The organism is Caballeronia sordidicola (genome assembly GCF_002220365.1).
In the GTDB taxonomy this organism is placed as follows: Bacteria; Pseudomonadota; Gammaproteobacteria; order Burkholderiales; family Burkholderiaceae; genus Caballeronia; species Caballeronia sordidicola_C.
On record NZ_MTHB01000206.1, the window covers coordinates 95,977 to 118,889 of the forward strand.

Genomic DNA, 22,913 nt, shown 5'->3' on the forward strand with positions numbered 1-22,913 from the left:
GACCGGTCACGCCCGAAATGCAATCGGGTCCGATCCGCATGACCCGCGTTGGCCGTCACTCAAAAGATCATTCAGCCGTGCAGGTCACGCAAAAACTTCATTGATCCCGCTGCAAGACATAACGTCCCGGCGCCGGCTCGATCACCGGGAAATCATCGGATCCCAGGTTTGCTTTCGGCTTCACTTTCTTGCCGGCATGACCATCGAGCCATTGCGTCCATGTCGGCCACCAGCTACCCGGATGCTCGGTCGCGCCTTCAAACCATGCATCGGGATCCTCAGGCAGGGTTTTATCGGCGTTATCGAGAAGCCAGAAACTGCGCTTGTTCTTCGACGGCGGATTGATCACACCCGCAATGTGTCCCGATGCCCCGAGCACAAAGGTCTGCGGCCCGGTCAGCAAAGGTGCGGACGCATATGCCGCCGTCCACGGCACAATGTGATCCTCGCGCGATCCATACAAAAACGTCGGCACGTCGATCTTCGACAAATCCACCCGCTCACCGCACGAAGTCAGATCGCCCGGATTACGCAGGCGATTTTCCAGATACGTGTTACGCAGATACCAGACGAACATCGGGCCTGGCAGATTGGTTGAATCGCTGTTCCAGTAAAGCAGGTCGAACGCCTGCGGCGTACGGCCCTTCAGGTAATTGTCCACCACGTAGTTCCACACCAGATCGTTCGGGCGCAGATACGAGAACGTGTTGGCGAACTCGACACCGCGCATCAGCGCAGGCGGGTTGCCGTTCTTGCCGCCAATGGTCTGCTCGCGCGTCTGCACATGCTGCTCATCGATAAACACGTCGAGCACGCCCGTGTCAGAAAAGTCGAGCATGGCGGTCAGCAGCGTCATGGATGCGACCGGATGTTCCCCACGCGCGGCCAGCACGGCCAGAGCGGTTGCGAGCATCGTGCCGCCCACGCAGAAGCCGAGCGTGTTGATCTGCTCGCGGCCGCTGATCTGCTTGACTACATCGATAGGCGTAAGAACGCCTTCATCAATGTAATTGTCCCAGGTCTTGTGCGCGATCGATGCATCCCCATTACGCCACGAGATCATGAAAACCTGGTGGCCCGCGTCAAGCGCATGGCCGACGAGCGAGCCTTCCGGCTGCAGGTCGAGGATGTAGAATTTGTTGATGCATGGCGGCACGATCAACAGCGGCCGCTCTCTCACGGTCGCGGTGTGCGGCGTGTACTGGATCAGTTGCAGCAGGTCGTTCTCAAACACGACCGAGCCTTTCGTGGTTGCAATGTTCTTGCCGACCACAAAACCCGATTCATCGCTTTGCTGGATCTTGCCGCGCTGCATGTCGGCGAGCAAATTCATCATGCCCTTTTGCAGGCTCTCGCCACGGCTCTCGATCAGCGCCTTCTGCGCATCCGGATTCAACGCAATGTAATTGCTCGGCGATGCCGCTGCCGCCCACTGCTGTACAGCGAACCTGATTCGTTCGCGGGTCTTGTGATCGCCTTCGACAGCTTCCGCAAGCTCCTGCAGATAACGCGCGTTCAGCACATACCATGCAGCGGCGAATGCGAACCCGGGCGCGGATTGCCACGCGGGCGCGCTGAAGCGGCGGTCTTTCAGCGTCGCCAGGTCGATGCTTTGCTCACTGGCCTGCTTGATGAGTTCCCCGGCGTCGCGCGAGAAACTGGACTGCAGTTCCTGCAGGCGCTGCGGCGGGATAGCGGCAGTCGGAATGTTAGGCATTGCGGGCATCGCGAACGGCAATTGTCCGCTTCGGCCACCACCGCTGTTACCGCCATTGACGCCCGGGAAACCAGGAAACCCCGGGAAACCCGGGAAACCACCCAGCGCCGCAAACGGATTAACTGGTGCTGATCCTGCCGATTCCGTATGTCCCGGATTCGCCTGGGCGGCAAGTTTTTGCCACTGGGCCGGGTCGGCTACCGCGCGCCATGTGTTGAGCCATTGCTCGAACATCTTTTGCACTGCGGCTGGATCCGCGGCGGGCATACCCATACCAAGAGACGCACCCGGCGCACCCGGTGCGTCAGATGTTGCCTTGGCAGCGGATGGCCTTGATGAACCCGGTGATGATGAAGATGAAGATCTGGAGGCAGCCATATCCGCGTTTGACCTAAGCGTCCCGAGAGACTGAGTTGCTGATGCAGGCGTGACGTGGAGCCGCGTCGTCGTGATCGTAGTGCCGGGCTGCTAAACGCCCGACCGCGATGATGTGACCTTGCTACGCCGTGCGCTTTTGTGAAACATTCTTGCTCCACGGTGCGAGGCGTGTCAATGCGTCGCCTTGATTTTGACGCAGTGCGATATTTTTTTCATCATCGTTTTCCCGATGTGACGCGATGATGAACGTCAAGAATTGTTGCGCAACATAAATCACGCCCGCAGCGGCCAGTGACACGTTTTACGGGCTCAGCAAAAAGCGTGCGCTTGGCATAGGCAAACATCAGGTCAGGCGGTTCGAGCAGGATCTGCGCTGGTCGTGTTTGTGATCTAGTCTGCGAGCCAGATCATCGCGGCCATGCGCCCCGTTGTCCGGTCCCGTCGATACGAATAGAACCGGTCTGCGTCAGTCATCGTGCAAAACGTCCCGCCGTGGACGTTCTCGGGCGGCACACCGGCCCGTTCCAGGCGCAAACGGGCGAGCGCATGGAGATTGGCGAGATATTTGTGTTTCTCTTCACGCCTGGCGAAAGCGGCAAAGGTTGCATCGCGACAGGCAGGATCGGCCGCAGCGATAAACGCGTCGAGCACATCCTCACCTACTTCGAACGCCACCGGGCCAATCGCCGGACCGAGCCATGCGTGCAACTTACCGGGCTGGGCGCCCGCAAGATGCGCGACCCGCTCCGCCGTCTTTTCCACGATTCCAGCCGCCAGTCCACGCCAGCCTGCGTGCGCTGCGCCAACGGCGCGGCCGGCTGCATCGCAGAAAAGCACCGGCAGGCAGTCCGCGATCATGACAACGCATACGACTCCCGCCCGGTCGGTCACCGCTGCGTCGGCCTTGACCGCCGACGAGGGAGAACCAGCGCAGCGGTCGATCACCGCACCGGCATCCTCGATCTGTACGCCATGCACCTGCTCGAGCCATGCAACCGGGGCGCCAGCGAGTTCCACCACGCGGCGGCGATTTTCCATCACGGCGTCGGGTACGTCGCCCGTATGCAGGCCGAGGTTGAGACCGCCGCGAACATTCGCACCGCCATACGGCGTGGCGCTCACGCCCCCATTGCGTGTGGTCGCGAGCGCCTTCACTCGCGGCGAAACCGCATTGGGACCGCCGGACCAGCCGGGCCAAAGGCAATCATCGTGGCGAAGCGGCGGGTAAGCCGAAAATTTCGCGGTGAAGTCAGCCGCCAAATCGATCTCGGATGGGCTCACCATTGGCGTCATTCCTCGTCATCATCATCGTCATATTCGATTGGCTGCGACTCGTCCCAGCCACCGCGCGCCTGAACGCCGCCATCGTCTTCATCGATGAAATCCGCATCCTCGGGATCGAGATCCGTCGCTTCGTCGCGACCCAGGCCCAATTCTGCCGCCAACGCTTCAATATCCTCCGGCACATCCGCGCGCCAGCTGATCTCGCGACCCGTGGTCGGATGAATCAGCCCAAGCCGCCAGGCATGCAGCGCCTGGCGATTGAACCCGTCCGGCAGCGGCTGCACCGAACGCTTGCCACGCGCGTGGCCGTAGATGGGGTCCCCCAGCAACGGATGGCGGATATGCGCGCAATGCACGCGGATCTGGTGTGTGCGGCCGGTATCGAGATCGCAGTGAACCGCGGACACCGGCTGGTTGTTCCACATCGCGCGGTCGATGGTGCGGTAGTGCGTACGGGCGTATTTCCCCGATGCGCTCTCCACCACCGCCATGCGCGTACGATCGCGCGGATCGCGGCCAATCGGGGCGTCGATAGTGCCTTCGTCCGGCATCGTCCCCCATACCAGCGCGACATAGCGGCGTTTCACCGTGCGTGCCTGCAACTGGCGCGTCAGGATCGTCTGCGCTTCGAGCGTGCGCGCCACCACCATCAGCCCCGACGTCTCCTTGTCCAACCGATGCACGATACCCGCGCGCGGCAAGCCGGCGGCGGCATCGCCGTACCGGTACAGCAAGCCGTTGAGCAGCGTGCCGCTCCAGTTGCCCGCGGCCGGATGCACGACCATGCCCGCGGGCTTGTTGATGACCACAAGCGCATCGTCTTCGTAGACTATCTCAAGCGGCACCGGTTCCGGTGTGAACGCGAGCTGTTCGGGCAGCAAATCGGGAATCAGCGTGATCGTGGCGCCGAGTGGCACGGGCTGCCGGATCTTCGCGGTCGCGCCATCGACCTGCACACGTTGCGCATCAATCCAGGTCTGCAAGCGGCTACGTGAAAACTCGGGAAACAGGCGCGCCATGACCTTGTCGAGACGCTCGCCGGCGTACTCGTCGGGGACGAGGATCGTGCGCGGCGTTTCGGCGTCGGCGCGCCGCTCGTGCAGGTTGGTGGGCACGGGTTTGCCGTGAATCTCGCTTGCCGCGTCCGGCGCAGCGGCCGGTTCGGTCAAATCGTCCGGACGTGCGTCGTCGGCCGATGCGCTTGGGCTATAATCTTTGCTGCGATCTTTGGTACGACTTGTACTTGAGCGGGTCATTTAGACTGAAAAGCTGGGAATTAGCCAGAAAGGCATGAGCTAGAAAATGCAAGCACTGATGCGAGCCGTGAATCAAGCTTTGAGAACCGTTTTGAACCCTGTCCGTCAACTGGTCCGGCTATCGTCGAACTCGTCTGTCAAGGTCATGGCGCTGGCTGCGAGTGCCGTCATTGTTGCGGGCTGCCATGGTTTGCCCGAGAAAACCGACGAAACGGCAACGTGGAATAACGGCAAATTATACTCGGAGGCGCAGGATGCGCTGACCGGCGGTGACTTCGGCAAATGTGCGAAGTATTTCGAGAACCTTGAAGGTCGCGACCCGTTCGGTCATTTCGCGCAACAAGCACAGATCAATGTCGCTTACTGCGACTGGAAGGACAGTGAAACTGCTTCGGCAGATTCGGCTATCGACCGCTTCATCAAGTTGCATCCGGATCACCCTGACATTGCCTACGCGTATTACCTGAAAGGCATGATCCACTTCAACGACGACCTCGGTCTGTTCGGCCGCTTCTCCGGCCAAGACATGAGCGAGCGCGATCCGGTGTCGCTGCGCGAATCGTACGACGCATTCAAGGTCGTGGTCGACAAATATCCGCAGAGCAAATATGCGCCCGATGCTGCTCAGCGCATGCGCTACATTGTGAACGCGCTCGCTTCGCATGAAGTGCACGCTGCAGATTATTACTATCGGCGTGGCGCTTATGTCGCGGCAATCAACCGTGCGCAGCTCGCGATCCGTGAATACCGGAATGCGCCTGCAACGGAAGATGCGTTGCACATCATGATGCTGTCGTATGGCAAGCTCGATCAGCCCCAGTTGGAAGGCGATACGAAGCGCGTTCTGGCCGCTACCTTCCCCGACAGCCCCTATGTCACCGGCAAGTCGCGCCCGGGTAAGGAAAACAAATCGTGGTGGCAGATCTGGTAAGCGTTTTTTTACGCTGAAGGTCAAGGCAACCGCTGCAACGAAAAAAGCCGCGCTCACTTGGAGCGCGGCTTTTTTTTCGAACACCTCACAGATTGAACCGAGTTCCGGACGGTTGATCTCCCGACAGCCTCCTCTTCCAAGAGACGCAAGGTGTGGTTCTCTTTGACGTGGAAAGTGCGCCTGGCGAGCGATTTCCCGCGTTTAGCCCGGACATTACAACGTGTTATCGGATGAGAGCTGTGCCCGTGTCATGGCCCGTTACACAAAGAATGAAAAATGTCCGTGAAGTACATACTATTGTGAATAGTCGGTCCTGATTCGGACAGCCTGCCGTATGCAAGATCTGGCTCGGCGAATCAAATCTGAAATGGCGTGGACAGTTGAGGTGATCATCATGAATGGGCGTAAAGCGTTCCAGCTATTGCTGGTGTTGGCGGCCCTGGGCGCGAGCGGCGCAGCCACGGCCGGCGGTTACTATCACGGCGGCGGCGGCTGGGGCGGCGGCTATCATGGCGGCGGCTATTACCACGGCGGGGGCTACTATCACGGCGGTTGCTGCGCAGGCGGGTCAATCGGAGTCTATTTTGGCCCGGGTTTTGTCGGTGGCTATCCGTATCCGTACCCGTACTACTCCGGCTACTACCCAAGCTACTATGCTTACGGCCCCGGGCCAGTCGTCGAACCCTCATTGCCGACGCAGTATGTCGAGCAAGGGCAACAAGCGGACATGGCGGGCGGTGGCGCACCGCAAGCAGCCTCTTGGTATTACTGCAGGAGGCCCGAGGGCTATTACCCGTACGTGAAGGCCTGCCCCGCAGGTTGGCAGAAGGTGCCGGCCCAACCACCCGGCGGCTGATCGCGCGGCGTGCCGCGTTTCGATGAGCGCAGCATGATCCGGCGCCACATTCGCGGGGCCGAGCATGGAAAAAGCACGCGCCAAGGGCTGCATAGCGACACATGCTCACAGGCTAACGGCGGTAAACACGCCGCGCTCATTCGTCCTCTTGAGCCCCCGCCGCTTGCCTGTCGGAGAAGAAGGCGCGCACCACTTCCAGTTCGCGCGTGCGCTTGAACGGCGGCAGGCTTTGCCAGATGCGCCGGCCGTAGGGTTTATCGACGAGACGGGTATCGCAGATCATCAGCACGCCACGATCCGTTTCCGCGCGTATCAACCGGCCCGCGCCCTGCTTGAGCGTAATCACCGCCTGCGGCAACTGATGCACGGCGAACGGGCTCAGGCCCTTCTTGGTCAACGCATCCAGCCTCGCCGACAACACCGGGTCATCGGGCGGCGCAAACGGCAGCTTGTCGATAACCACCAGCGACAGCGCATCACCACGCACGTCCACACCTTCCCAGAAGCTCTGGCTGCCCACCAGGATGGCGTTGCCATACGAGCGGAAGCGCTCGAGCAGTTCTGTGCGGCTGGCATCGCCCTGCACCAGCAGCGGATAGTCCCAGCCGCGCTGCTCGATCGTGTCACGCAGTCGCATCGCAATCCGATCGACCGCACGCAACGTCGTGCAAAGGAAAAACACGCCGCCCTTCGATGCCTCGATCACGGGCAGCGCGCCATCGAAGACGGCGTCGGTGAAATTCGGCGACGACGGTTGCGGCAAGTTACGCGGAACGTACAACAGGCCTTGCGTCGGGTAATCGAAGGGACTGGGCAGCGTCATTGAACGACGCGCATTCAGGCCCATTTGCGCGGCGTAATGGGTGAAATCCCCCCGCACCGACAACGTCGCCGACGTAAAAATCCACGCCCGCGGCACACCGGCGCGCTGCTTCGAGAAAATAGGCGCGACGGAAAGCGGCGTCTCGTGCAACTGCACCGTATGCGAGAACACTTCTATCCAGCGCACCATTTCGTTTGGATCGGCTTTCGCCGCCGCTTCAGCTTCCTCGGCTACCGCCTTTTCGACAGCAGTCGGCGGCGCGGTCCAGCCACCCAGCAAGCCCTGCAATTCTCGCGCACGGCGCAACAACGCGCCGAGCGACTCGGCCCGCTCAGCGTGCGCGCCAAGCGCCTTGGTAAGTGCGTCCAGATGCTCTTCAAGCGTGTCGAGCGCGTCGAATAGCGGGTGGTCGTCGGCAAGCTGGCCAAGCGACATGCGCACCGAATCTTCTTTAAACGCCAGTCGCACGTCGCGCGCCGCACGTTCCAGCGCAGCGCCGAGTTTCGTCCAGTCGGAGAAATCGCGGGCGTGGCTCAAGCCTTCCGCGACAGCGTCGCGGGCCAGTTCGAGAAACTGCGTGGTGGATACCGTCTCGCCAAAAAACAGCGTCGCGGTTTCGGGCAACTGATGCGCTTCGTCGAAGATGATGGTATTTGCCGTCGGCAGCAACTCGGCCATGCCGGTGTCGCGCAACATGACATCGGCGAAAAAAAGGTGGTGATTCACCACCACGATATCCGCCTGCTGCGCCTCGCGCCGCGCCTGCATCACGAAGCACTCTTTGTACTGCGGGCATTCCTGGCCGAGGCAATTGTCACGCGTAGACGTGACCATCGGCCAGACGGGTGAATTTTCGGGCACGCTCGCCAGTTCAGCTTTGTCGCCGGTGCGCGTAATCTTGGCGAACCGAATGATTTCCTGCAGATGCGACGTGTCCTGGCGCGTGGGCAAACGGCCATTGTCAGCCGTGCGTTGCAGGTAGTAGTGACACAGGTAATTCGCGCGCCCTTTGAGCATGGCGACCGACACGGGCACGGCGAGCGCGTCGCGCACGGTGGGAATGTCGCGCTGGAATAGCTGGTCCTGCAAGTGCTTCGTGCCCGTCGAGACGATCACCTTGCCGCCCCACAGCATGGCCGGCACGAGATACGCGAAGGTCTTGCCCGTACCCGTACCCGCTTCCACAATCAGCGTGTTCTCGCCCCCGTCGATTCCCGTCGATGCCGTCGCCACGCCCAGATCGCCCGCATCTTCTTCATGAACGACAGGCGCATCCGATGGCCCGAGCTTGCGCGCGGGACGGCGTTGCGCGTCGAACATCGCGGGTTCAGGCATGGCGCGCCCGGACGCCTCCATGGCGGCCGCTACGGCGCGCGCCATGTCGACCTGCGAAGCACGCGAGCGATAACCATCAATTTGCCGCGCCAACAAACCCTCGGCGGCAAAAATCGCGTCGAGTTCAGTGCGGCGCTTCGGTGCCAGCGTGAGCGAAAGCGTGGTGTCGGGGACACCTGCCTTCGCGGCCGGCTTCAGCACGGATTCCGCGTTCGCTGTGAGAGCATTGTCGGGTGAATTCAAAGGGACGTTCCTGCTTGTGTTCCGGCTTGGTGACTCGTGTCAGCAAGCCAGGCTTGTTCTACCGTTGCCAGCGAGGCGCCAGGGGCGGCTGGCGTAAAAGTTCTTCCGGTCCGCGCATGCTTCACGTATGCATCGCATGTACGTCATGGATTCAAGCGCACGTCCGGTTCCAACTGCAATTGCAGCAGGATGATGGTGTCCTTCACTTTGAGCTTGCGCTTCTTCAGGCGCTTGATCTCGAGGTCGTTGATGCCGGGAACCTCAGCCATCTTGCCGATAAGACTATCCAGGCCGTGATGCTCCGCTTCCAGCTGCCCGATCCGTTCGCGGATCGTGCCTGTGTCGACTGCTGCTGCAGGATACGCATGCATATTCGCCTCCACTGGTCGCGGCGAGCCGCTTCAGGTCACTGACGGCGTCGCCCGAGGTTGCTGTCCGGCCCCGGCTTACTTGGATTGCTGCTGCTGTTGCTGTTGTTGCTGCTTGAGCTCTTGCTGATGCGCCTGGTCTGCCGCGTCCTGCTGCGCCCGCTGTTGCTGCTTGGCGGCGGCTTCCTTCTGCCGCGACTGGACTTCGGCCTGATGCTCCGCAGCGTCACGTTGCTTGGCTGCAAAGCGCTCCGCCTTGTCCTCGCGGTCCTTTGCGTCCTGCACGCCGCGCGCGGCGGCATCGGCAAGTTTCTTCTGGTAATCCGCCTGCTTACGGTCGTAATCGGCTTGGTTCGCCGCGCGCTGCGGCGCCTCCGCATTTCGCTGCGCCGCCGACAACTCGTTCTGGCGCTGCTTCTCTGCAAACGACTCCGCGCTCGCCTTCTCGTTCGCCGCGCGCTGCGGCGCCTCGGATGCGTACTGCGCCCGTTTGATCGCCGTTTGCTGGTCGCGCTGCTGCGCGTGCTGCAGACGTTGTTCGTCGTCGAGCGCCAATTGTTCCTTGCGAATTTGCTGTGCTACTTCACGCTTCGCGTCGCGCGCTTTGTCCAGGCAGTGATTGACGAAAAAATCGCTGTAGCAATTGTGCTGCTTGACCCCATAGAGATAGTTGTTCTCCGCGCTGCGAACGTCCAACGCCTTCTGGCGCGAGGTGAAACCATTTGGATCGGCAGTGGTTTGCGCTGTGCCGGCATCGATTGCGCCACTTGCTCCAACCTGACCCGCCGCCCGGTTTGCCGGCAAGCCCGATGCAGCTTGCGCGGCAGAGTCTTGCGGGTCGCTTTCATCGAGCGGCGTCTGCGTGACCGACGTACCCGGGTTGATGGGCTTCGGTGTCTGCGCCATGACGGCCGTGCCGAACCCCGCACAGGTTAGCGCGAACAATATTGCCGCAACGGGCCGGGCGAAGGGCAAGACCTGCCGTACGATGGCAACACCGCCACCCGATGCGGCCAGACCGGTCGAGGCGAACAAATCGACTGGAGCAGTCGGCAAAGCGGGCGAAAGGCGGGAAGTCGGCAACGTGATAGCCAGCGTGGTAGACAAGGAGACGGACAAGGTAGTGAAAAGCAGCTTCTACGATCCTGAAATTCTATCACCGCGCGCCGGAGCCCTCCGGCATTTATGGCAAAATGCCCCGCTTCACCAACCCGGCAAACGTGTTCGCGCGGCTTACAGTGAAATGCGAGTGAAATGCGCGGTACGAAAAGCCCTTGATGAGCCAGCAGGCTGACGCAGACCCCCATGACGGAAACCGTAGCACTCAAGATTGTCCAGCGCATCGCCACCGAGTTGAATGTGCAGCCGCGGCAGGTCGCCGCTACCGTGCAGCTTCTCGATGAAGGCGCAACAGTTCCGTTCATCGCCCGTTATAGAAAGGAAGTAACGGACAATCTCGACGACACGCAATTGCGCAATCTCGAGGAACGGCTCATCTATCTTCGCGAGCTGGAAGACCGGCGCGCCACGATTGTCCAGAGCATCGACGAACAGGGCAAGCTCACGCCTGAGTTGCGCGCAGCCGTTGAAGGCGCCGACAGCAAGCAGGTGCTCGAAGATCTGTATCTGCCCTACAAACCGAAGCGCCGCACGCGTGCGCAGATCGCCCGTGAAGCCGGCCTGCAGCCGCTCGCGGATGCGCTCCTCGCCGACCCGGCGCTCGATCCGCAAACAGAAGCTGCGCGTTATGTGGACGCCGAAAAAGGGGTCGCCGATATCAAGGCCGCGCTCGATGGCGCACGCGACATTCTCTCGGAACAGTTCGGCGAAACAGCGGAAATTCTCGGTAAGGTTCGCGATTACCTGTTCAAGCAAGGCAGTGTGATTTCGACTGTGGTGCTGGGCAAGGAAACCGAGGAAGGCGAAAAATTCCGCGACTACTACGACTACTCGGAAACCATCCGTACGGTCCCCTCGCACCGGGCGCTCGCGCTTTTTCGCGGGCGCAATGCCGGCGTATTGATGGTGAAGCTGGGACTGGGCGAGGAGCTCGACGCGCAAGTGCCGCATCCAGGCGAAGCGCTGATCGCACGCCACGTAGGTATCGCGAATCAAGGCCGGCCGGCCGATAAATGGCTGTCCGACGTGTGCCGCTGGTGCTGGCGCGTGAAGGTTCAGCCGAATATCGAAAATGATTTGCTGACGAATTTGCGCGAAGAGGCCGAAGCTGAAGCCATTCGCGTGTTTGCGCGCAACCTGAAGGATCTTTTGCTTGCCGCACCGGCAGGTCCGAAAGCCGTGATCGGCCTCGATCCCGGCATGCGTACGGGCGTAAAAGTGGCTGTGGTCGATCGCACGGGCAAGCTGCTCGCCACCGACGTGATTTACCCGCACGAACCGCGCCGCGACTGGGACGGCTCGCTTGCCAAGCTCGCACGGATCGCCGCGCAGACGCAGGCTGAGCTGATCAGTATCGGCAACGGCACCGCGTCACGCGAGACCGACAAGCTCGCGAGCGAATTGATCGCGAAACATCCTGAACTGAAGCTGCAGAAGATCGTGGTGTCCGAAGCGGGAGCATCAATTTATTCGGCGTCCGAACTGGCATCGAAAGAGTTTCCTGACCTCGACGTCACGCTGCGCGGCGCAGTATCTATCGCGCGGCGTCTGCAGGATCCGCTCGCGGAACTCGTCAAGATTGATCCGAAAGCGATCGGGGTCGGCCAATATCAGCACGACGTCAATCAACGCGACCTCGCCCGCTCGCTCGATGCGGTAGTCGAGGATTGCGTGAACGCGGTCGGCGTGGATGCCAATACAGCATCGGTTGCGCTGCTGGCGCGCGTATCGGGACTGAACGCGACGCTGGCGCGCAATATCGTCGATTTCCGCGATGCCAACGGACCGTTTGCATCGCGTGATCAATTGAAGAAAGTGCCACGTCTCGGCGATAAAACCTTCGAACAAGCCGCCGGATTCCTGCGCATCAACAATGGCGTGAATCCGCTGGACCGCTCGTCGGTACACCCGGAAGCCTATCCGGTGGTCGAACGGATCCTGTCCAAGATCAAGAAGCACGCCGCCGATGTCATGGGCAAGCGTGAAGCCTTGGCAGGCCTGTCGCCGGCAGAATTCGTCGACGAACGATTCGGTCTGCCGACGGTGCGCGACATCCTCGCGGAACTGGAAAAGCCGGGCCGCGATCCGCGTCCGGAGTTCAAGACGGCCACGTTCCGCGACGGCGTCGAGAAACTCTCCGACCTCACGCCGGGCATGATCCTGGAAGGCGTGGTCACGAACGTGGCGGCTTTTGGTGCTTTCGTCGATATCGGCGTGCATCAGGATGGATTGGTGCACGTATCGGCGATGTCGACCAAGTTCATCAAGGACCCGCACGAGGTGGTGAAAGCCGGGCAAGTGGTGAAGGTGAAAGTGCTGGAGACGGACGTGAAGCGCCAGCGGATCGCGCTGACCATGCGTCTGGACGATGACTTCGCGGCCGATGGCACGGCGCCGGCCCAACAACAGCCACGCGGCGCGCAAGACCGTCGTGGTGGCTCAGGGGGTGGTGGCAGTGCCCGCGACGTCCGGGGCAATAACGCCGGCAAGCGCGAACCGGAAGCGGCCAGCGCGATGGCTGCGGCGTTTGCCAAGTTGAAGAAGTAAATGAGCGACACTGCTCGATGAAATGGAAAACGGCAATCGGGCCGTTTTCCATTTGACAATCTTAAAGGCTCAAGCCGGGCAACGCGTACGGCATAGTCTCAAACACAAACCACCGCACGCCTCCCATCAAATCTCGATCTTCGTCCCCAACTCGACCACCCGGTTCGCGGGAATACTGAAGAAATCAGTCGGCTTGGCGGCATTCTGATGCATCCACGCAAACACCCGCTCGCGCCACACCGACATACCCGGCAACTGCGTTGGCACAACCGTTTCCCGTGCCATGAAGAACGACGTATCCATGAGTTCGAACGTCATGTCATGAGTTCGGCCGATCTCGTTCAGCACCGCCTTCACATCGGGCGTTTCGTTAAAACCGTACTGTGCTTTTACGAGAAAGAGGCCCCCGCCCGCGTCCTTCACTTCCACACGCTTGTCGTCATCGACATACGGCACATCGCGCGTGACGAAATTCAGGAAAATGGTCCTCTCATGCAGGACCTTGTTGTGCTTCAGGTTGTGCAACAGGCTAACGGGCACGAGCGTGTCATTGCCGGTCAGATAGATTGCAGTACCCGACACCCGATGCGGCGGATGCGCGAGCAATCCCTGCAGGAACGGCATCAGCGGAATACCGTCGGCGGCGGTCCGGTCCTTGACGATCATGCGACCCTTGAACCACGTCATCAGCAGGAAAAACAGCACGCCGCCAATACCCAGCGGCAGCCAGCCGCCCTGCTCGATCTTGAGCAGGCTGGCACCGAAGAACCCGACATCGACGATAAAAAACACGCCGATGATCGCGCCCACCAGAAACTTGTTCCAGCCCCACAGCTTGGTCATCACGACCGACGCGAGAATGGTCGTGACCAGCATGGTCGCGGTGACGGCAAGCCCGTATGCGGCTGCGAGGTTTTCAGAGCTTTTGAAGCCGATCACAATGCACAGGATGACGAACAACAGCATCCAGTTCACGACCGGAATATAGATCTGCCCAATCGCCAGATCCGACGTATGCAGAATCTTCATGCGCGGCACATAGCCAAGCTGGATTGCCTGGCTAGTCAGCGAATACGCGCCTGAAATGACGGCTTGGGATGCGATCACCGTCGCTACAGTCGACAGGATCACCAGGGGCAAGAGAGCCCATGCCGGCGCCAGCAGAAAGAACGGGCTTTCGGCGGCTTCCGGAGAGTGCATCAGCAAAGCACCCTGGCCGAAATAATTAAGCACCAGCGAGGGCATGACGAGGCCATACCACGCGAAGCGAATGGGCTTGGCGCCGAAGTGCCCCATGTCGGCATACAGCGCTTCTGCGCCGGTCAGCACCAGCACGACTGACCCGAGCACGATATACGCCTGCAGCACGTGGGCAGCCATGAACGAAAACGCGTAATACGGATTCAACGCAATCAGCACGCGCGGCATTTGCACAATGTGATACACGCCAAGCACGGCCAGCGTCAGGAACCACAGCACCATGATCGGGCCGAAGAGCTTGCCGACCACCGACGTACCGCGGCGCTGAATCCAGAAAAGCATCACGAGAATGACGATGGTGATGGGGATCACCCATTCAGACAGCGCCGGTGAGACGATTTCCAGCCCTTCCACCGCCGAGATCACCGACATGGCCGGTGTAATGACAGCGTCGCCGTAAAACATGCATGCCCCGAAAATGCCGAGCATCATCAGCACGCCGGTTGCACGTCCAGACCCCTTCAATGTGCGCAATGCAAGCGTCATCAGCGCGAGCACCCCGCCTTCGCCGTTGTTGTCGGCGCGCATCACGAACAGGACGTACTTGATGGAGACCACGATCATGATCGCCCAGAACAACAGCGAGATGACCCCGAGGATGGAAGCGTCGCTCAGTTCAATACCGTGCGACTTGCTGAAGGCCTCTTTCAACGCGTACAACGGGCTGGTGCCGATATCGCCGAACACTACGCCGATTGCGGCGAGTGCCAGGGCGGGCAGCGGCTGTTTGCGCTCGTGCGCGTGAGTCGTATTGTTCATAAACGCGGGAAGCCGTCCGAAACGGAAAAAACGAACGCCATTCTAACGTTGCGTGCGGCGCCCGACCGGCCTGTTGCGATACCGCTACGACCGGAGCGAGACGGAAGTTTAGCATTGCGGCAAAGCCTCGAAAGTGCATGCGCGGCGCTTTCCGGCTTTACCTGCTTTAACTGCTTTAACTGGCAAAAAGTAAAAAAAACGCCGTTCGATCGCACCGGATAGGCGAATCAAACGGCGTTTCGTTTCAGTTTCGTTCTGCTGCGTATCTACTAATACGCTCGCGCGCACGACTTGAGCACGCTCATGACTTGAATCAGCCGCGCTCGTCCTGAACACCGCGCTTGATCCAGGCACCGAGGTTGTGCGGGCGGACAGTGTCCCACTCTTCGAACGGTTGATGAATCCACGGGTTCGTTTCGAGAAACTGTACATGGTAGTCGGGCTTCACTTTGGAGCAACCCTTGTACCAAAGCACCGCGGAACGCACTGCTGTGACCGCAGGATAACGTTCCTTCAGGTGCTGCTGCACGCGCGAAAGCGTCACGCCGGAGTCGACCAGGTCGTCCACGAGCAGCACGTTGCCTGACAGCTCGCCGCGCGTCATGGTGATGTATTGACCGATATCGAGTGTGCCCTGCTCCGTGCCAGCCGCCTCGCGATACGAACTCGTCGCCAGGATGGCAAGCGGCAGGTCATAGATGCGCGAAAGCTGGTCACCGACCCGCAGGCCGCCGCGTGCGAGGCACAGGATATTGTCGAACTTCCAGCCCGAGTCATGCACGGTGAGCGCGAGCAGTTCGATCAGCCGGTGATATTCGTCCCAGCCTACCCACAGGTTCCGGTCGTCGTTGCGCGGATCTTTCATCGCGATCATGGTGAAACTCTTTTAAATATGTACAGCACTGTACGTCTGTTGATTATGCAAAAGTGGCCGCTGATTCGCGGCCACTCTGGTCGATGCTACACGTCCGGTCTAATTAAACCTTGAACGGATGACGCAGCAGGATGGTTTCGTCGCGATCCGGACCGGTCGACACCATGTCGATAGGCACGCCCGCCACTTCCTGGATACGCGACAGGTACTTGCGCGCATTGCCCGGCAAGCTGTCCCATTGCGTGATGCCGATGGTGCTTTCCTTCCAGCCGCCGAACGTCTCGTACACCGGCTCGCAACGCGCCACTTCCGACGCACCGCGCGGCAGGATGTCGACATCCTTGCCGTCGAGCTTGTAGCCCACGCACAGCTTCACTTCTTCCAGACCGTCGAGCACGTCGAGCTTCGTCATGCACAAGCCCGAGATGCCGTTGATCTGGATCGAGCGGCGCAGCGCGGCGGCGTCAAGCCAGCCGGTACGGCGCGGACGGCCGGTCACCGAGCCGAATTCCTTGCCGACGGTCGCAAGCGTCAGGCCAACCTGCTCCTGACGATTGGCGTTGTCGGCGTCATACAACTCGCTCGGGAACGGGCCTGCGCCCACGCGCGTGCAATACGCTTTCGTGATGCCGAGGATGTAGTTGAGCTTTTGCGGACCTACGCCCGCGCCGGCAGTCGCCGCGCCCGCCACGCAGTTGCTCGACGTAACGTACGGGTAGGTGCCGTGATCGACGTCGAGCAGCGTGCCTTGCGCACCTTCAAACAGCAGGTTGCGGCCGGCGTGGTTTTCGTCATAGAGACGGCGCGAGACGTCGGTCACCATGGGCGCGAGGCGCTCGGCGTAGCCGAACATGGTGTCCAGCGTTTCCTGGTAATCCACCGCAGGGGCGCCCAGATAACCGGTCAGCACGAAATTGTGGAAATCGAGCGTTTCGCGCAGGCGCTCAGCGAATACTTCGCGGTCGTACAGATCCTGCACGCGCAAGCCGCGGCGGCCGACCTTGTCTTCATACGCCGGGCCGATACCGCGTCCGGTCGTGCCGATCTTCGCCGCACCGCGCCGCGCTTCGCGGGCCTGGTCGATAGCGATGTGATACGGAAGAATCAGGTTGGCGGCTTCAGAGATGAAAAGACGCTTCTGGACGTCCACGCCCACCGATTCCAGCTCGCCGATTTCCTTGAAGAGCGCTTCCGGCGACAACACGACACCATTGCCGATGTAGCAGGCGGTGCCGGCGCGCATGATGCCCGATGGGATCAGCCGAAGGATGGTTTTCTTGCCGCCGATAATCAGCGTGTGGCCGGCATTGTGGCCGCCCTGGAAGCGCACGACGCCTTGGGCGTGGTCCGTCAACCAGTCGACGATCTTGCCCTTGCCCTCATCACCCCACTGGGTGCCGACCACGACGACGTTGCGCCCCGGGTTCACATTCACTGCGCTGGCAGACATGTCAATTTGATAGCTGGTTAAAAAAGCATTTTACCTATGTTCGCGGAAGGTTCCGAGTTTTTCCCGGTATTTGCGAACGCGTATCGATTTTTCATCGATCGGATCTGGCAGGAATTTTGTCTGCGGTTTGCCGCCATGTGTCGATAAAAAATCCACCGGCAAACTGCAAAACCGCTAGGAACGGGCCTCTACGACCCACTTTCCATCCCGCTCGACCAGTACACGATCGAACGCGAACTCGTCGAGATCATGGTCGTGGCCGGGCAACGCCTGGATCACCACTTCGCCCGCATCGCGCAATTGCGCGACTGCCGCGAGCAGCGGTTCGTCATGCTTCCACGGAGCGAGTACCGCGCTGCCGCGGGCATCGACGGGGGAGATACGGGCGACTTCGCGCAGGTCGAGCGAAAAACCCGTCGCCGGGCGCGCACGGCCGTAGACCTGGCCGACATCGTCGTAGCGACCACCCCGCGCCACCGCGTTCGGCACGCCGTCAACGTACGCCGAGAACATCACGCCGCTGTGGTACGCGTAGCCGCGCAGATCGGCGAGATCGATCATCAGCTCGGCGCCGTTCGCTTGGGCCGCGAGGAACGCGAGGTCGTCCAGCGCCCGGCTGATCACCGGAAGATTCGGCAGCCGAGCTCGCGCTTCGTCGAGCACGGAAGCGTCGCCATACAGCGAAGGCAACAGGCGCAACGCGTCCCGGGTGACAGCGCCGAGCTTGGCTGTCAGTTCGTTCAGGCGCGGCACGTCCTTTGCACCCAGCGCGTCGAAAAGCGCTTCGCCGAGCGCCGCCGCAGCCGGCTCCAGATCCAGCAACGCTGACAGAACACCCGCGTGGCACAGGTCGAGGCGCACTTTATCGAGGCCGCTCAGACGCAGCGAATCCAGCATCAGTTGCTGGATCTCGAGATCCGCTTCCAGTCCCGCATGGCCGTAGATTTCCGCGCCAATCTGGATCTGCTCGCGGGTCGCGTGCAGACCGCGCGGGCGCGTATGCAGCACATTGCCCGCGTAACAAAGGCGCGTCACGCCCTGCCGATTCAGCAAATGCGCGTCAATACGCGAGACCTGCGGCGTAATGTCGGCACGCAGGCCGAGCGTGCGGCCGGACAACTGATCGACAAGTTTGAACGTGCGCAGGTTCAGGTCGCTGCCGCCGCCGGTGAGCAACGACTCGAGATACTCGAGCATGGGCGGCATGACAAGTTCGTAACCGTACGAACGAAAACGGTCGAGCAGCCGACGGCGCAATTCTTCAATCTTGCGAGCCTCGGACGGCAAGACGTCGGCGATATTCTCGGGAAGTAACCAGGTGGACATCAATGCGTTTCCTACTGAGCGTTTGAGCGCGGCGGTGATGATTGCCACGGGTCTGCACAAGCTTTGAATCTATGGGCGACTGGAGACTGCGAGTCGACCCGCTTTGAATTTTCGGGGTGCACGCGTCACGTTGCAAGCATCACGTAGCAATAATCAGCAGGATAACGCCAAGCACCATGGCGATCAGTCCGCCGATCCGAATCTGGTGCGGCGGCCGTTGCGCGATCCGGCGGAACGTGTCGCGCCAGGAGTTAGGGAAGACGAACGGAAACATCCCCTCAATAATCAGCATCAACGCAATCGCGAGCAGTAACGATGCAGCCATATCCATTCGATTGAAGGCGCCACGGCTCTCGCCGCGACGCTTGGGACAACTCAGCGCTTGCGCGCGAGCGCCGGGGTGGTGGCATCGGCACCGCTCGGCGCAGCACCATTCGGGCTGCGCATGAAGCGGAAGAAATCGCTGCTCGGATCGACGACCATCACGTCGCCGGCATTGAAGGTCTTTTTATACGCTTCGAGGCTTTGATAGAACTGGTAGAACTGCGGATCGACGCCGTATGCATCGGCGGCAATGGACGCAGCTCGGCCATCGCCCTCACCCTTGATGGTCTGCGCTTCCTTGTAGGCATCGGCGAGAATGGCTTCCTGCTGGCGCTCCGCGCTCGCTTTCAGCGCATCGGCGTCGGCCGTCCCCTTCGCACGTTCCTCGGCCGCCGCTTGCTGACGCGCCGCGATCATGCGTTTGTAGACCGAATCGGCCACCGCCGGCGGAAAGTCGATGCGTGTCAGTTGCAGGTCGACGAGCTCCACACCGAACGCCGCTGCCGGCTGCTCGATCGCCTTCTGCGCTTCGCTTGCGATAGCCTGCTGCTCACCGAGCACATCCGTCAGCGAACGCTTGGTGAACGACGACGTCAACGCCGTGCGCGTGAGCGCGGCCAGCCGGTCCTGCGCCGTCTGCGTGTTCTTCTCGTTGCTTTCGAACAGCTTGAGCGGGTCGGCCACGCGATACTTGATGACCGTATTCACGATCACCTCGTTCTTGTCCGACGTATTGAAGCGGTCCGAGCCTGCTTCGTCGAGCGTGAGCGTACGAGTGTCGATCAGCGTCAGCGTCTGGAACGGCGGCGGCAGCTTGAAATGAAGGCCGGGCGTAACAAGCGTGGGCGTGCCGCCGCCATGTGCGGTGATCACACCTGCATGGCGTTCGTCGACCACGAACATCATGGACGAGCCGATGAACAACACGACGACCACGGCGACTACGAGCGCAATAATTCGATTCATGATCGCGCTCCTCATTGCGTGTCGTCTTCGCGCGAACGCGAACGGAACGCATCGCGCGAGCGCGATGGATCACCCGACGACTGCGCGGACGCGCCCGAGGCGGCAGCGGAAGCTGCCGCGCTGGCGGGAGCGGCGGACTGCGCAGTCACGGCCGAAGCCGCCGATGCGCTTTCGGCGCGTGCATCCTGCGTGATAGTCCCTCCGATCACGCCAGCAGGCGCAGCGCCGACCGGCTGATTCGCGCCCGAAGGCACCGTCCCTGCCGCGACCCCTGACGCGCCCGGAGGCACCGTCCCAGCAGCGGCTGCGTTCGCGTTCTGGCGGTTTGCCTCGACGAGTTTGTCGAGCGGCAGGTACACCACATTGTTCGAGCTCTTGCTGTCGACGAACACTTTCGTCGCACGCGAATAGATCTGCTGCATTGTGTCCAGATACATGCGTTGACGAATCACTGCCGGCGCCTTCGAATATTCTGCGTAGACCTGCTTAAAGCGCTCGGCATTGCCTTGCGCCTGCGAAACGACCCGGTTGCCATAGCCCTTCGCATCGTCGATCATGCGCGCCGCGTCGGTCTTCGCACGCGGCAACAGTTGATCTGCGTAGGCTTTCGCGGTGTCCACCGCGCGCTCGTTGTCCTGGCGCACCTTCGCTGCATCTTCAAACGCCGGCTGAACCTGCGCCGGCACCTGCACGCTCTCGATGGTCACGCCGGTCACCTGCAAGCCCGTCTTGTACAAATCGAGCGATGCCTGGATGGTGTCGACAAGCCTTGCGCGCAATGCTTCGCGATCCTTGAAAAGCAGGTCGTCGGTGCTGTGCGTACCCGCGATCTCGCGAATCGCGGCTTGCGCCGATTCCGTCACGTTCTGATCAGGATCGACATTGCGAAACAGATAGTCGGTGGCCGACTTGATCTGATACTGCACGGCAAAGCGCACGTCGACGATATCCGCGTCGTGCGTCAGCAGCGATGCATCACGAACGTTGGCCTGGGTCACGGTGTTGTTGCGCCCGACTTCGACCGAACGGATCTGCGATGTATTGACGATTTCGTGCGACTCGAACGGATACGGCAGACGCCAGTGAATGCCCGCATCCGCCGACTCTTCATACTTTCCGAAGCGCGACACGACACCCACGTTGCCATCCTGTACGACGAATACGCCACTGCCCACATAGATTGCGATCAACACGCCGACAACAATGCCCATGCCGATCTTGGCGCCGCGGCCGTTGTCCGCACGCGGACCGCCGCCTGCCGGTTTCTTGCCGAACAAGCCCGCTAGCTTCTTGTTGAAGTCGCGCCACATTTCGTCGAGATCCGGCGGGCCTTCACCATCCTTGTCCTTCGATGGACGCTTTTGTTCCTGCGGACGCTTCTGGTCCTGGCTTTTGCCGTCGCCATTGCCGTCGCCCCGCCCCCAGCGCGGATCGTTGATCGAAAAGACGGCATGCGAAAGCTGCCGGTTACTCCGCTCGTTGTAGTCGTTCACTCGGTGATTCACCATTAGACAGCCGGGTCAATGCAAATCGGAACAGATCAGTGCCCGTGCTCGGGGACCTTGCGGTCATCACTTTCGTCGGCTGACCGGTGGTCTTCCGGTAGCGTGGTTCCGTCGTCGGATGTGCTATCCATGGACTCCGGCACGATTGTGCCGTCCGGAAGTTCCGTGTACTCGTTGTTATCTTTGGGTTCGGAAGCCGCAAATTCGGCGATGGCGGCGCGCAGCGCGTCAAGTCCCTGACCGTTTCGCGCGCTTAAAAAGACGCGCAAAATATTACCATACTCGTCCCTTTCAACCGCTTCGCCACGGGCCGCCAGCTCAGGCACCGCGTCGATCTTGTTGAAAACGAGGATCTGCGCAATGCCGTCGGCGCCGATGCTGGTCAGCACCTTGTTCACCTCGTCGATCTGGTCCAGCCGCACCATGCTCGATGCATCCACCACGTGCAGCAGCAAATCTGCCTGAACGGTTTCTTCAAGCGTCGCACGAAAAGCCGCGACCAGCTGGTGAGGCAGGTCGCGAATGAAACCGACCGTATCCGACACCACGGCCTGCCCCGCTTCCTCGCTGAGATAAACCCGGCGGGAAGTAGTGTCGAGCGTGGCGAACAACTGGTCCGCCGTGTATGCCTGCGCTTTCGTCAACGCGTTGAACAGTGTGGACTTGCCCGCGTTCGTATAGCCAACGAGCGACACCGATGTAGTCCGGTTGCGCCCGCGCTGGCGGCGTTGCGTGCCATGCTGACGCTGCAGCTTCTTCAGCTTCGCCTTCAGCGCCTTGATCCGCTCGCCAATCAAACGGCGGTCAGTTTCAAGCTGCGTCTCACCCGGGCCGCGCAAACCGATACCGCCCTTTTGCCGCTCAAGGTGAGTCCACGCACGAATCAATCGCGTGGACAAATAGGTGAGCTGCGCGAGTTCGACCTGCAGCTTGCCTTCATGACTGCGGGCACGCTGCGCGAAAATGTCGAGAATGAGACTGGTCCGGTCAATCACACGCCGATCCAGCGCCGTTTCCAGATTGCGCTGCTGCGCGGGTGCTAGGGCGTGATTAAAAATGACAAGTTCCACGTCGTTGGCAACGCAGGCGAGGCGCAGCTCTTCGACTTTGCCGCTGCCTACAAACATCTTGGCATCGGGGCTGGAACGACGACCGGTCAGGGTGACGGCGGGATGAGCACCCGCACTTTGTGCGAGCAGACTGAGTTCTTCGAGACTGGCATCGAAATCGATTTTTCCGAAGTCGACGCCGACAAGCGCTGCGTTGATCAAATCAATATTTTCATTTTGAAGCGACCGGTGAATCAGCACGTTCATTCATGCCGTGACACCGGGCGCAACGAGGTTTAGGGCGTCTCTGCATCCGGGTGGAAATTCACCGGACGCGCCGGTACGACCGTCGAAATGGCGTGCTTATAGACCATCTGGGTAACCGTATTCCGGAGCAACACGACGTACTGGTCGAACGATTCAATATTGCCTTGCAGCTTGATGCCGTTGACCAGGTAGATCGATACAGGCACATGCTCTTTTCGCAGTGCGTTCAAAAACGGGTCTTGTAACAATTGCCCTTTGTTGCTCATAGCAAACTCC

At 60.8% G+C, this 22,913-nt stretch carries 20 protein-coding genes; 4 read left to right on the forward strand and 16 right to left on the reverse strand.

The features are described from left to right. Positions 1 to 97 precede the first annotated feature (97 nt). The 4 genes from phaC to BSU04_RS29365 all read right to left on the reverse strand — a co-directional run bounded on the left by phaC (position 98) and on the right by BSU04_RS29365 (position 4,635). Positions 98 to 2,095, reverse strand: a complete 1,998-nt coding sequence (gene phaC / locus BSU04_RS29355) for a class I poly(R)-hydroxyalkanoic acid synthase (RefSeq protein ID WP_089163816.1) — start codon at positions 2,093 to 2,095, stop codon at positions 98 to 100. Between the two features lie 121 nt (positions 2,096 to 2,216). Then, positions 2,217 to 2,393: a hypothetical protein gene (locus BSU04_RS46690; protein ID WP_179258476.1), complete on the reverse strand. Its 177-nt coding sequence runs from the start codon at positions 2,391 to 2,393 to the stop codon at positions 2,217 to 2,219. A 92-nt stretch (positions 2,394 to 2,485) separates the two neighbouring features. Further along, positions 2,486 to 3,379: a peptidoglycan editing factor PgeF gene (pgeF, locus tag BSU04_RS29360; protein WP_089163870.1), complete on the reverse strand. Its 894-nt coding sequence runs from the start codon at positions 3,377 to 3,379 to the stop codon at positions 2,486 to 2,488. 5 nt (positions 3,380 to 3,384) lie between these two features. Then, positions 3,385 to 4,635: an RluA family pseudouridine synthase gene (locus BSU04_RS29365; protein ID WP_089163817.1), complete on the reverse strand. Its 1,251-nt coding sequence runs from the start codon at positions 4,633 to 4,635 to the stop codon at positions 3,385 to 3,387. A gap of 145 nt (positions 4,636 to 4,780) precedes the next feature. On the opposite strand from BSU04_RS29365, the gene BSU04_RS29370 reads away from it, so the two are divergent. Together BSU04_RS29370 and BSU04_RS29375 are read left to right on the forward strand one after the other, a co-directional pair. After that, positions 4,781 to 5,566, forward strand: a complete 786-nt coding sequence (locus tag BSU04_RS29370) for an outer membrane protein assembly factor BamD (protein WP_254073761.1) — start codon at positions 4,781 to 4,783, stop codon at positions 5,564 to 5,566. A gap of 394 nt (positions 5,567 to 5,960) precedes the next feature. After that, positions 5,961 to 6,422, forward strand: coding sequence for a hypothetical protein (locus BSU04_RS29375; RefSeq protein WP_089163872.1), 462 nt, complete (start codon positions 5,961 to 5,963; stop codon positions 6,420 to 6,422). Between the two features lie 136 nt (positions 6,423 to 6,558). Here the strand turns inward: BSU04_RS29375 and BSU04_RS29380 are convergent, their stop codons facing one another. From BSU04_RS29380 to BSU04_RS29390, 3 genes are all read right to left on the reverse strand, one after another. Beyond that, entirely contained in the window at positions 6,559 to 8,781 is a 2,223-nt protein-coding gene (locus BSU04_RS29380; protein WP_373452888.1) for an ATP-dependent DNA helicase, read from the reverse strand. Between the two features lie 185 nt (positions 8,782 to 8,966). Next, positions 8,967 to 9,194, reverse strand: a complete 228-nt coding sequence (locus BSU04_RS29385) for a DUF465 domain-containing protein (protein ID WP_089163818.1) — start codon at positions 9,192 to 9,194, stop codon at positions 8,967 to 8,969. A gap of 75 nt (positions 9,195 to 9,269) precedes the next feature. After that, the gene (locus tag BSU04_RS29390) at positions 9,270 to 10,097 is read right to left on the reverse strand and encodes a colicin transporter (protein WP_089163819.1); all 828 of its coding nucleotides are present in this window, start codon (positions 10,095 to 10,097) and stop codon (positions 9,270 to 9,272) included. Here BSU04_RS29390 and BSU04_RS29395 point away from each other — a divergent pair. Next, complete coding sequence (locus BSU04_RS29395) at positions 10,096 to 10,485, forward strand: hypothetical protein (protein WP_089163820.1); 390 nt, start codon at positions 10,096 to 10,098, stop codon at positions 10,483 to 10,485. The genes BSU04_RS29390 and BSU04_RS29395 overlap by 2 nt on opposite strands. An 11-nt stretch (positions 10,486 to 10,496) precedes the next feature. Next, positions 10,497 to 12,857, forward strand: a complete 2,361-nt coding sequence (locus BSU04_RS29400; RefSeq protein ID WP_089163821.1) for a Tex family protein — start codon at positions 10,497 to 10,499, stop codon at positions 12,855 to 12,857. Positions 12,858 to 12,983: 126 nt separating this feature from the next. Here the strand turns inward: BSU04_RS29400 and BSU04_RS29405 are convergent, their stop codons facing one another. The 9 genes from BSU04_RS29405 to hfq all read right to left on the reverse strand — a co-directional run bounded on the left by BSU04_RS29405 (position 12,984) and on the right by hfq (position 22,903). After that, positions 12,984 to 14,876: a potassium transporter Kup gene (locus tag BSU04_RS29405; RefSeq protein WP_089163822.1), complete on the reverse strand. Its 1,893-nt coding sequence runs from the start codon at positions 14,874 to 14,876 to the stop codon at positions 12,984 to 12,986. A 313-nt stretch (positions 14,877 to 15,189) separates the two neighbouring features. Continuing rightward, positions 15,190 to 15,750, reverse strand: a complete 561-nt coding sequence (locus BSU04_RS29410; RefSeq protein ID WP_089163823.1) for a phosphoribosyltransferase — start codon at positions 15,748 to 15,750, stop codon at positions 15,190 to 15,192. A 103-nt stretch (positions 15,751 to 15,853) separates the two neighbouring features. Continuing rightward, on the reverse strand, positions 15,854 to 17,200 hold the full coding sequence (locus tag BSU04_RS29415; RefSeq protein ID WP_089163824.1) for an adenylosuccinate synthase: 1,347 nt from the start codon (positions 17,198 to 17,200) through the stop codon (positions 15,854 to 15,856). A gap of 174 nt (positions 17,201 to 17,374) precedes the next feature. After that, the gene (locus BSU04_RS29420; protein WP_089163825.1) at positions 17,375 to 18,526 is read right to left on the reverse strand and encodes an ATP phosphoribosyltransferase regulatory subunit; all 1,152 of its coding nucleotides are present in this window, start codon (positions 18,524 to 18,526) and stop codon (positions 17,375 to 17,377) included. 139 nt (positions 18,527 to 18,665) lie between these two features. After that, positions 18,666 to 18,857: a DUF2065 domain-containing protein gene (locus tag BSU04_RS29425; RefSeq protein ID WP_031356417.1), complete on the reverse strand. Its 192-nt coding sequence runs from the start codon at positions 18,855 to 18,857 to the stop codon at positions 18,666 to 18,668. Between the two features lie 44 nt (positions 18,858 to 18,901). After that, complete coding sequence (gene hflC / locus BSU04_RS29430; RefSeq protein ID WP_089163826.1) at positions 18,902 to 19,816, reverse strand: protease modulator HflC; 915 nt, start codon at positions 19,814 to 19,816, stop codon at positions 18,902 to 18,904. A gap of 11 nt (positions 19,817 to 19,827) precedes the next feature. Further along, positions 19,828 to 21,309 carry an FtsH protease activity modulator HflK gene (gene hflK, locus BSU04_RS29435; RefSeq protein ID WP_089163874.1) on the reverse strand — a complete coding sequence of 494 codons (1,482 nt, stop codon included), beginning with the start codon at positions 21,307 to 21,309 and terminating at the stop codon, positions 19,828 to 19,830. Between the two features lie 47 nt (positions 21,310 to 21,356). Next, on the reverse strand, positions 21,357 to 22,637 hold the full coding sequence (hflX, locus tag BSU04_RS29440) for a GTPase HflX (protein WP_089163827.1): 1,281 nt from the start codon (positions 22,635 to 22,637) through the stop codon (positions 21,357 to 21,359). A gap of 29 nt (positions 22,638 to 22,666) precedes the next feature. Then, entirely contained in the window at positions 22,667 to 22,903 is a 237-nt protein-coding gene (gene hfq / locus BSU04_RS29445; protein WP_031356421.1) for an RNA chaperone Hfq, read from the reverse strand. Positions 22,904 to 22,913: the final 10 nt, after the last annotated feature.

What these genes read in the sequence shown, in the direction of transcription:
- phaC (WP_089163816.1), bottom strand. Translation starts at nt 2,095, where the DNA reads ATGGCTGCCTCCAGATCTTCATCTTCATCATCACCGGGTTCATCAAGG.
- pgeF (WP_089163870.1), bottom strand. Translation starts at nt 3,379, where the DNA reads ATGGTGAGCCCATCCGAGATCGATTTGGCGGCTGACTTCACCGCGAAA.
- BSU04_RS29365 (WP_089163817.1), bottom strand. Translation starts at nt 4,635, where the DNA reads ATGACCCGCTCAAGTACAAGTCGTACCAAAGATCGCAGCAAAGATTAT.
- BSU04_RS29370 (WP_254073761.1), top strand. Translation starts at nt 4,781, where the DNA reads ATGGCGCTGGCTGCGAGTGCCGTCATTGTTGCGGGCTGCCATGGTTTG.
- BSU04_RS29375 (WP_089163872.1), top strand. Translation starts at nt 5,961, where the DNA reads ATGAATGGGCGTAAAGCGTTCCAGCTATTGCTGGTGTTGGCGGCCCTG.
- BSU04_RS29385 (WP_089163818.1), bottom strand. Translation starts at nt 9,194, where the DNA reads ATGCATGCGTATCCTGCAGCAGCAGTCGACACAGGCACGATCCGCGAA.
- BSU04_RS29395 (WP_089163820.1), top strand. Translation starts at nt 10,096, where the DNA reads ATGACGGCCGTGCCGAACCCCGCACAGGTTAGCGCGAACAATATTGCC.
- BSU04_RS29390 (WP_089163819.1), bottom strand. Translation starts at nt 10,097, where the DNA reads ATGGCGCAGACACCGAAGCCCATCAACCCGGGTACGTCGGTCACGCAG.
- BSU04_RS29400 (WP_089163821.1), top strand. Translation starts at nt 10,497, where the DNA reads ATGACGGAAACCGTAGCACTCAAGATTGTCCAGCGCATCGCCACCGAG.
- BSU04_RS29405 (WP_089163822.1), bottom strand. Translation starts at nt 14,876, where the DNA reads ATGAACAATACGACTCACGCGCACGAGCGCAAACAGCCGCTGCCCGCC.
- BSU04_RS29410 (WP_089163823.1), bottom strand. Translation starts at nt 15,750, where the DNA reads ATGATCGCGATGAAAGATCCGCGCAACGACGACCGGAACCTGTGGGTA.
- BSU04_RS29415 (WP_089163824.1), bottom strand. Translation starts at nt 17,200, where the DNA reads ATGTCTGCCAGCGCAGTGAATGTGAACCCGGGGCGCAACGTCGTCGTG.
- BSU04_RS29420 (WP_089163825.1), bottom strand. Translation starts at nt 18,526, where the DNA reads ATGTCCACCTGGTTACTTCCCGAGAATATCGCCGACGTCTTGCCGTCC.
- BSU04_RS29425 (WP_031356417.1), bottom strand. Translation starts at nt 18,857, where the DNA reads ATGGATATGGCTGCATCGTTACTGCTCGCGATTGCGTTGATGCTGATT.
- hflC (WP_089163826.1), bottom strand. Translation starts at nt 19,816, where the DNA reads ATGAATCGAATTATTGCGCTCGTAGTCGCCGTGGTCGTCGTGTTGTTC.
- hflX (WP_089163827.1), bottom strand. Translation starts at nt 22,637, where the DNA reads ATGAACGTGCTGATTCACCGGTCGCTTCAAAATGAAAATATTGATTTG.
- hfq (WP_031356421.1), bottom strand. Translation starts at nt 22,903, where the DNA reads ATGAGCAACAAAGGGCAATTGTTACAAGACCCGTTTTTGAACGCACTG.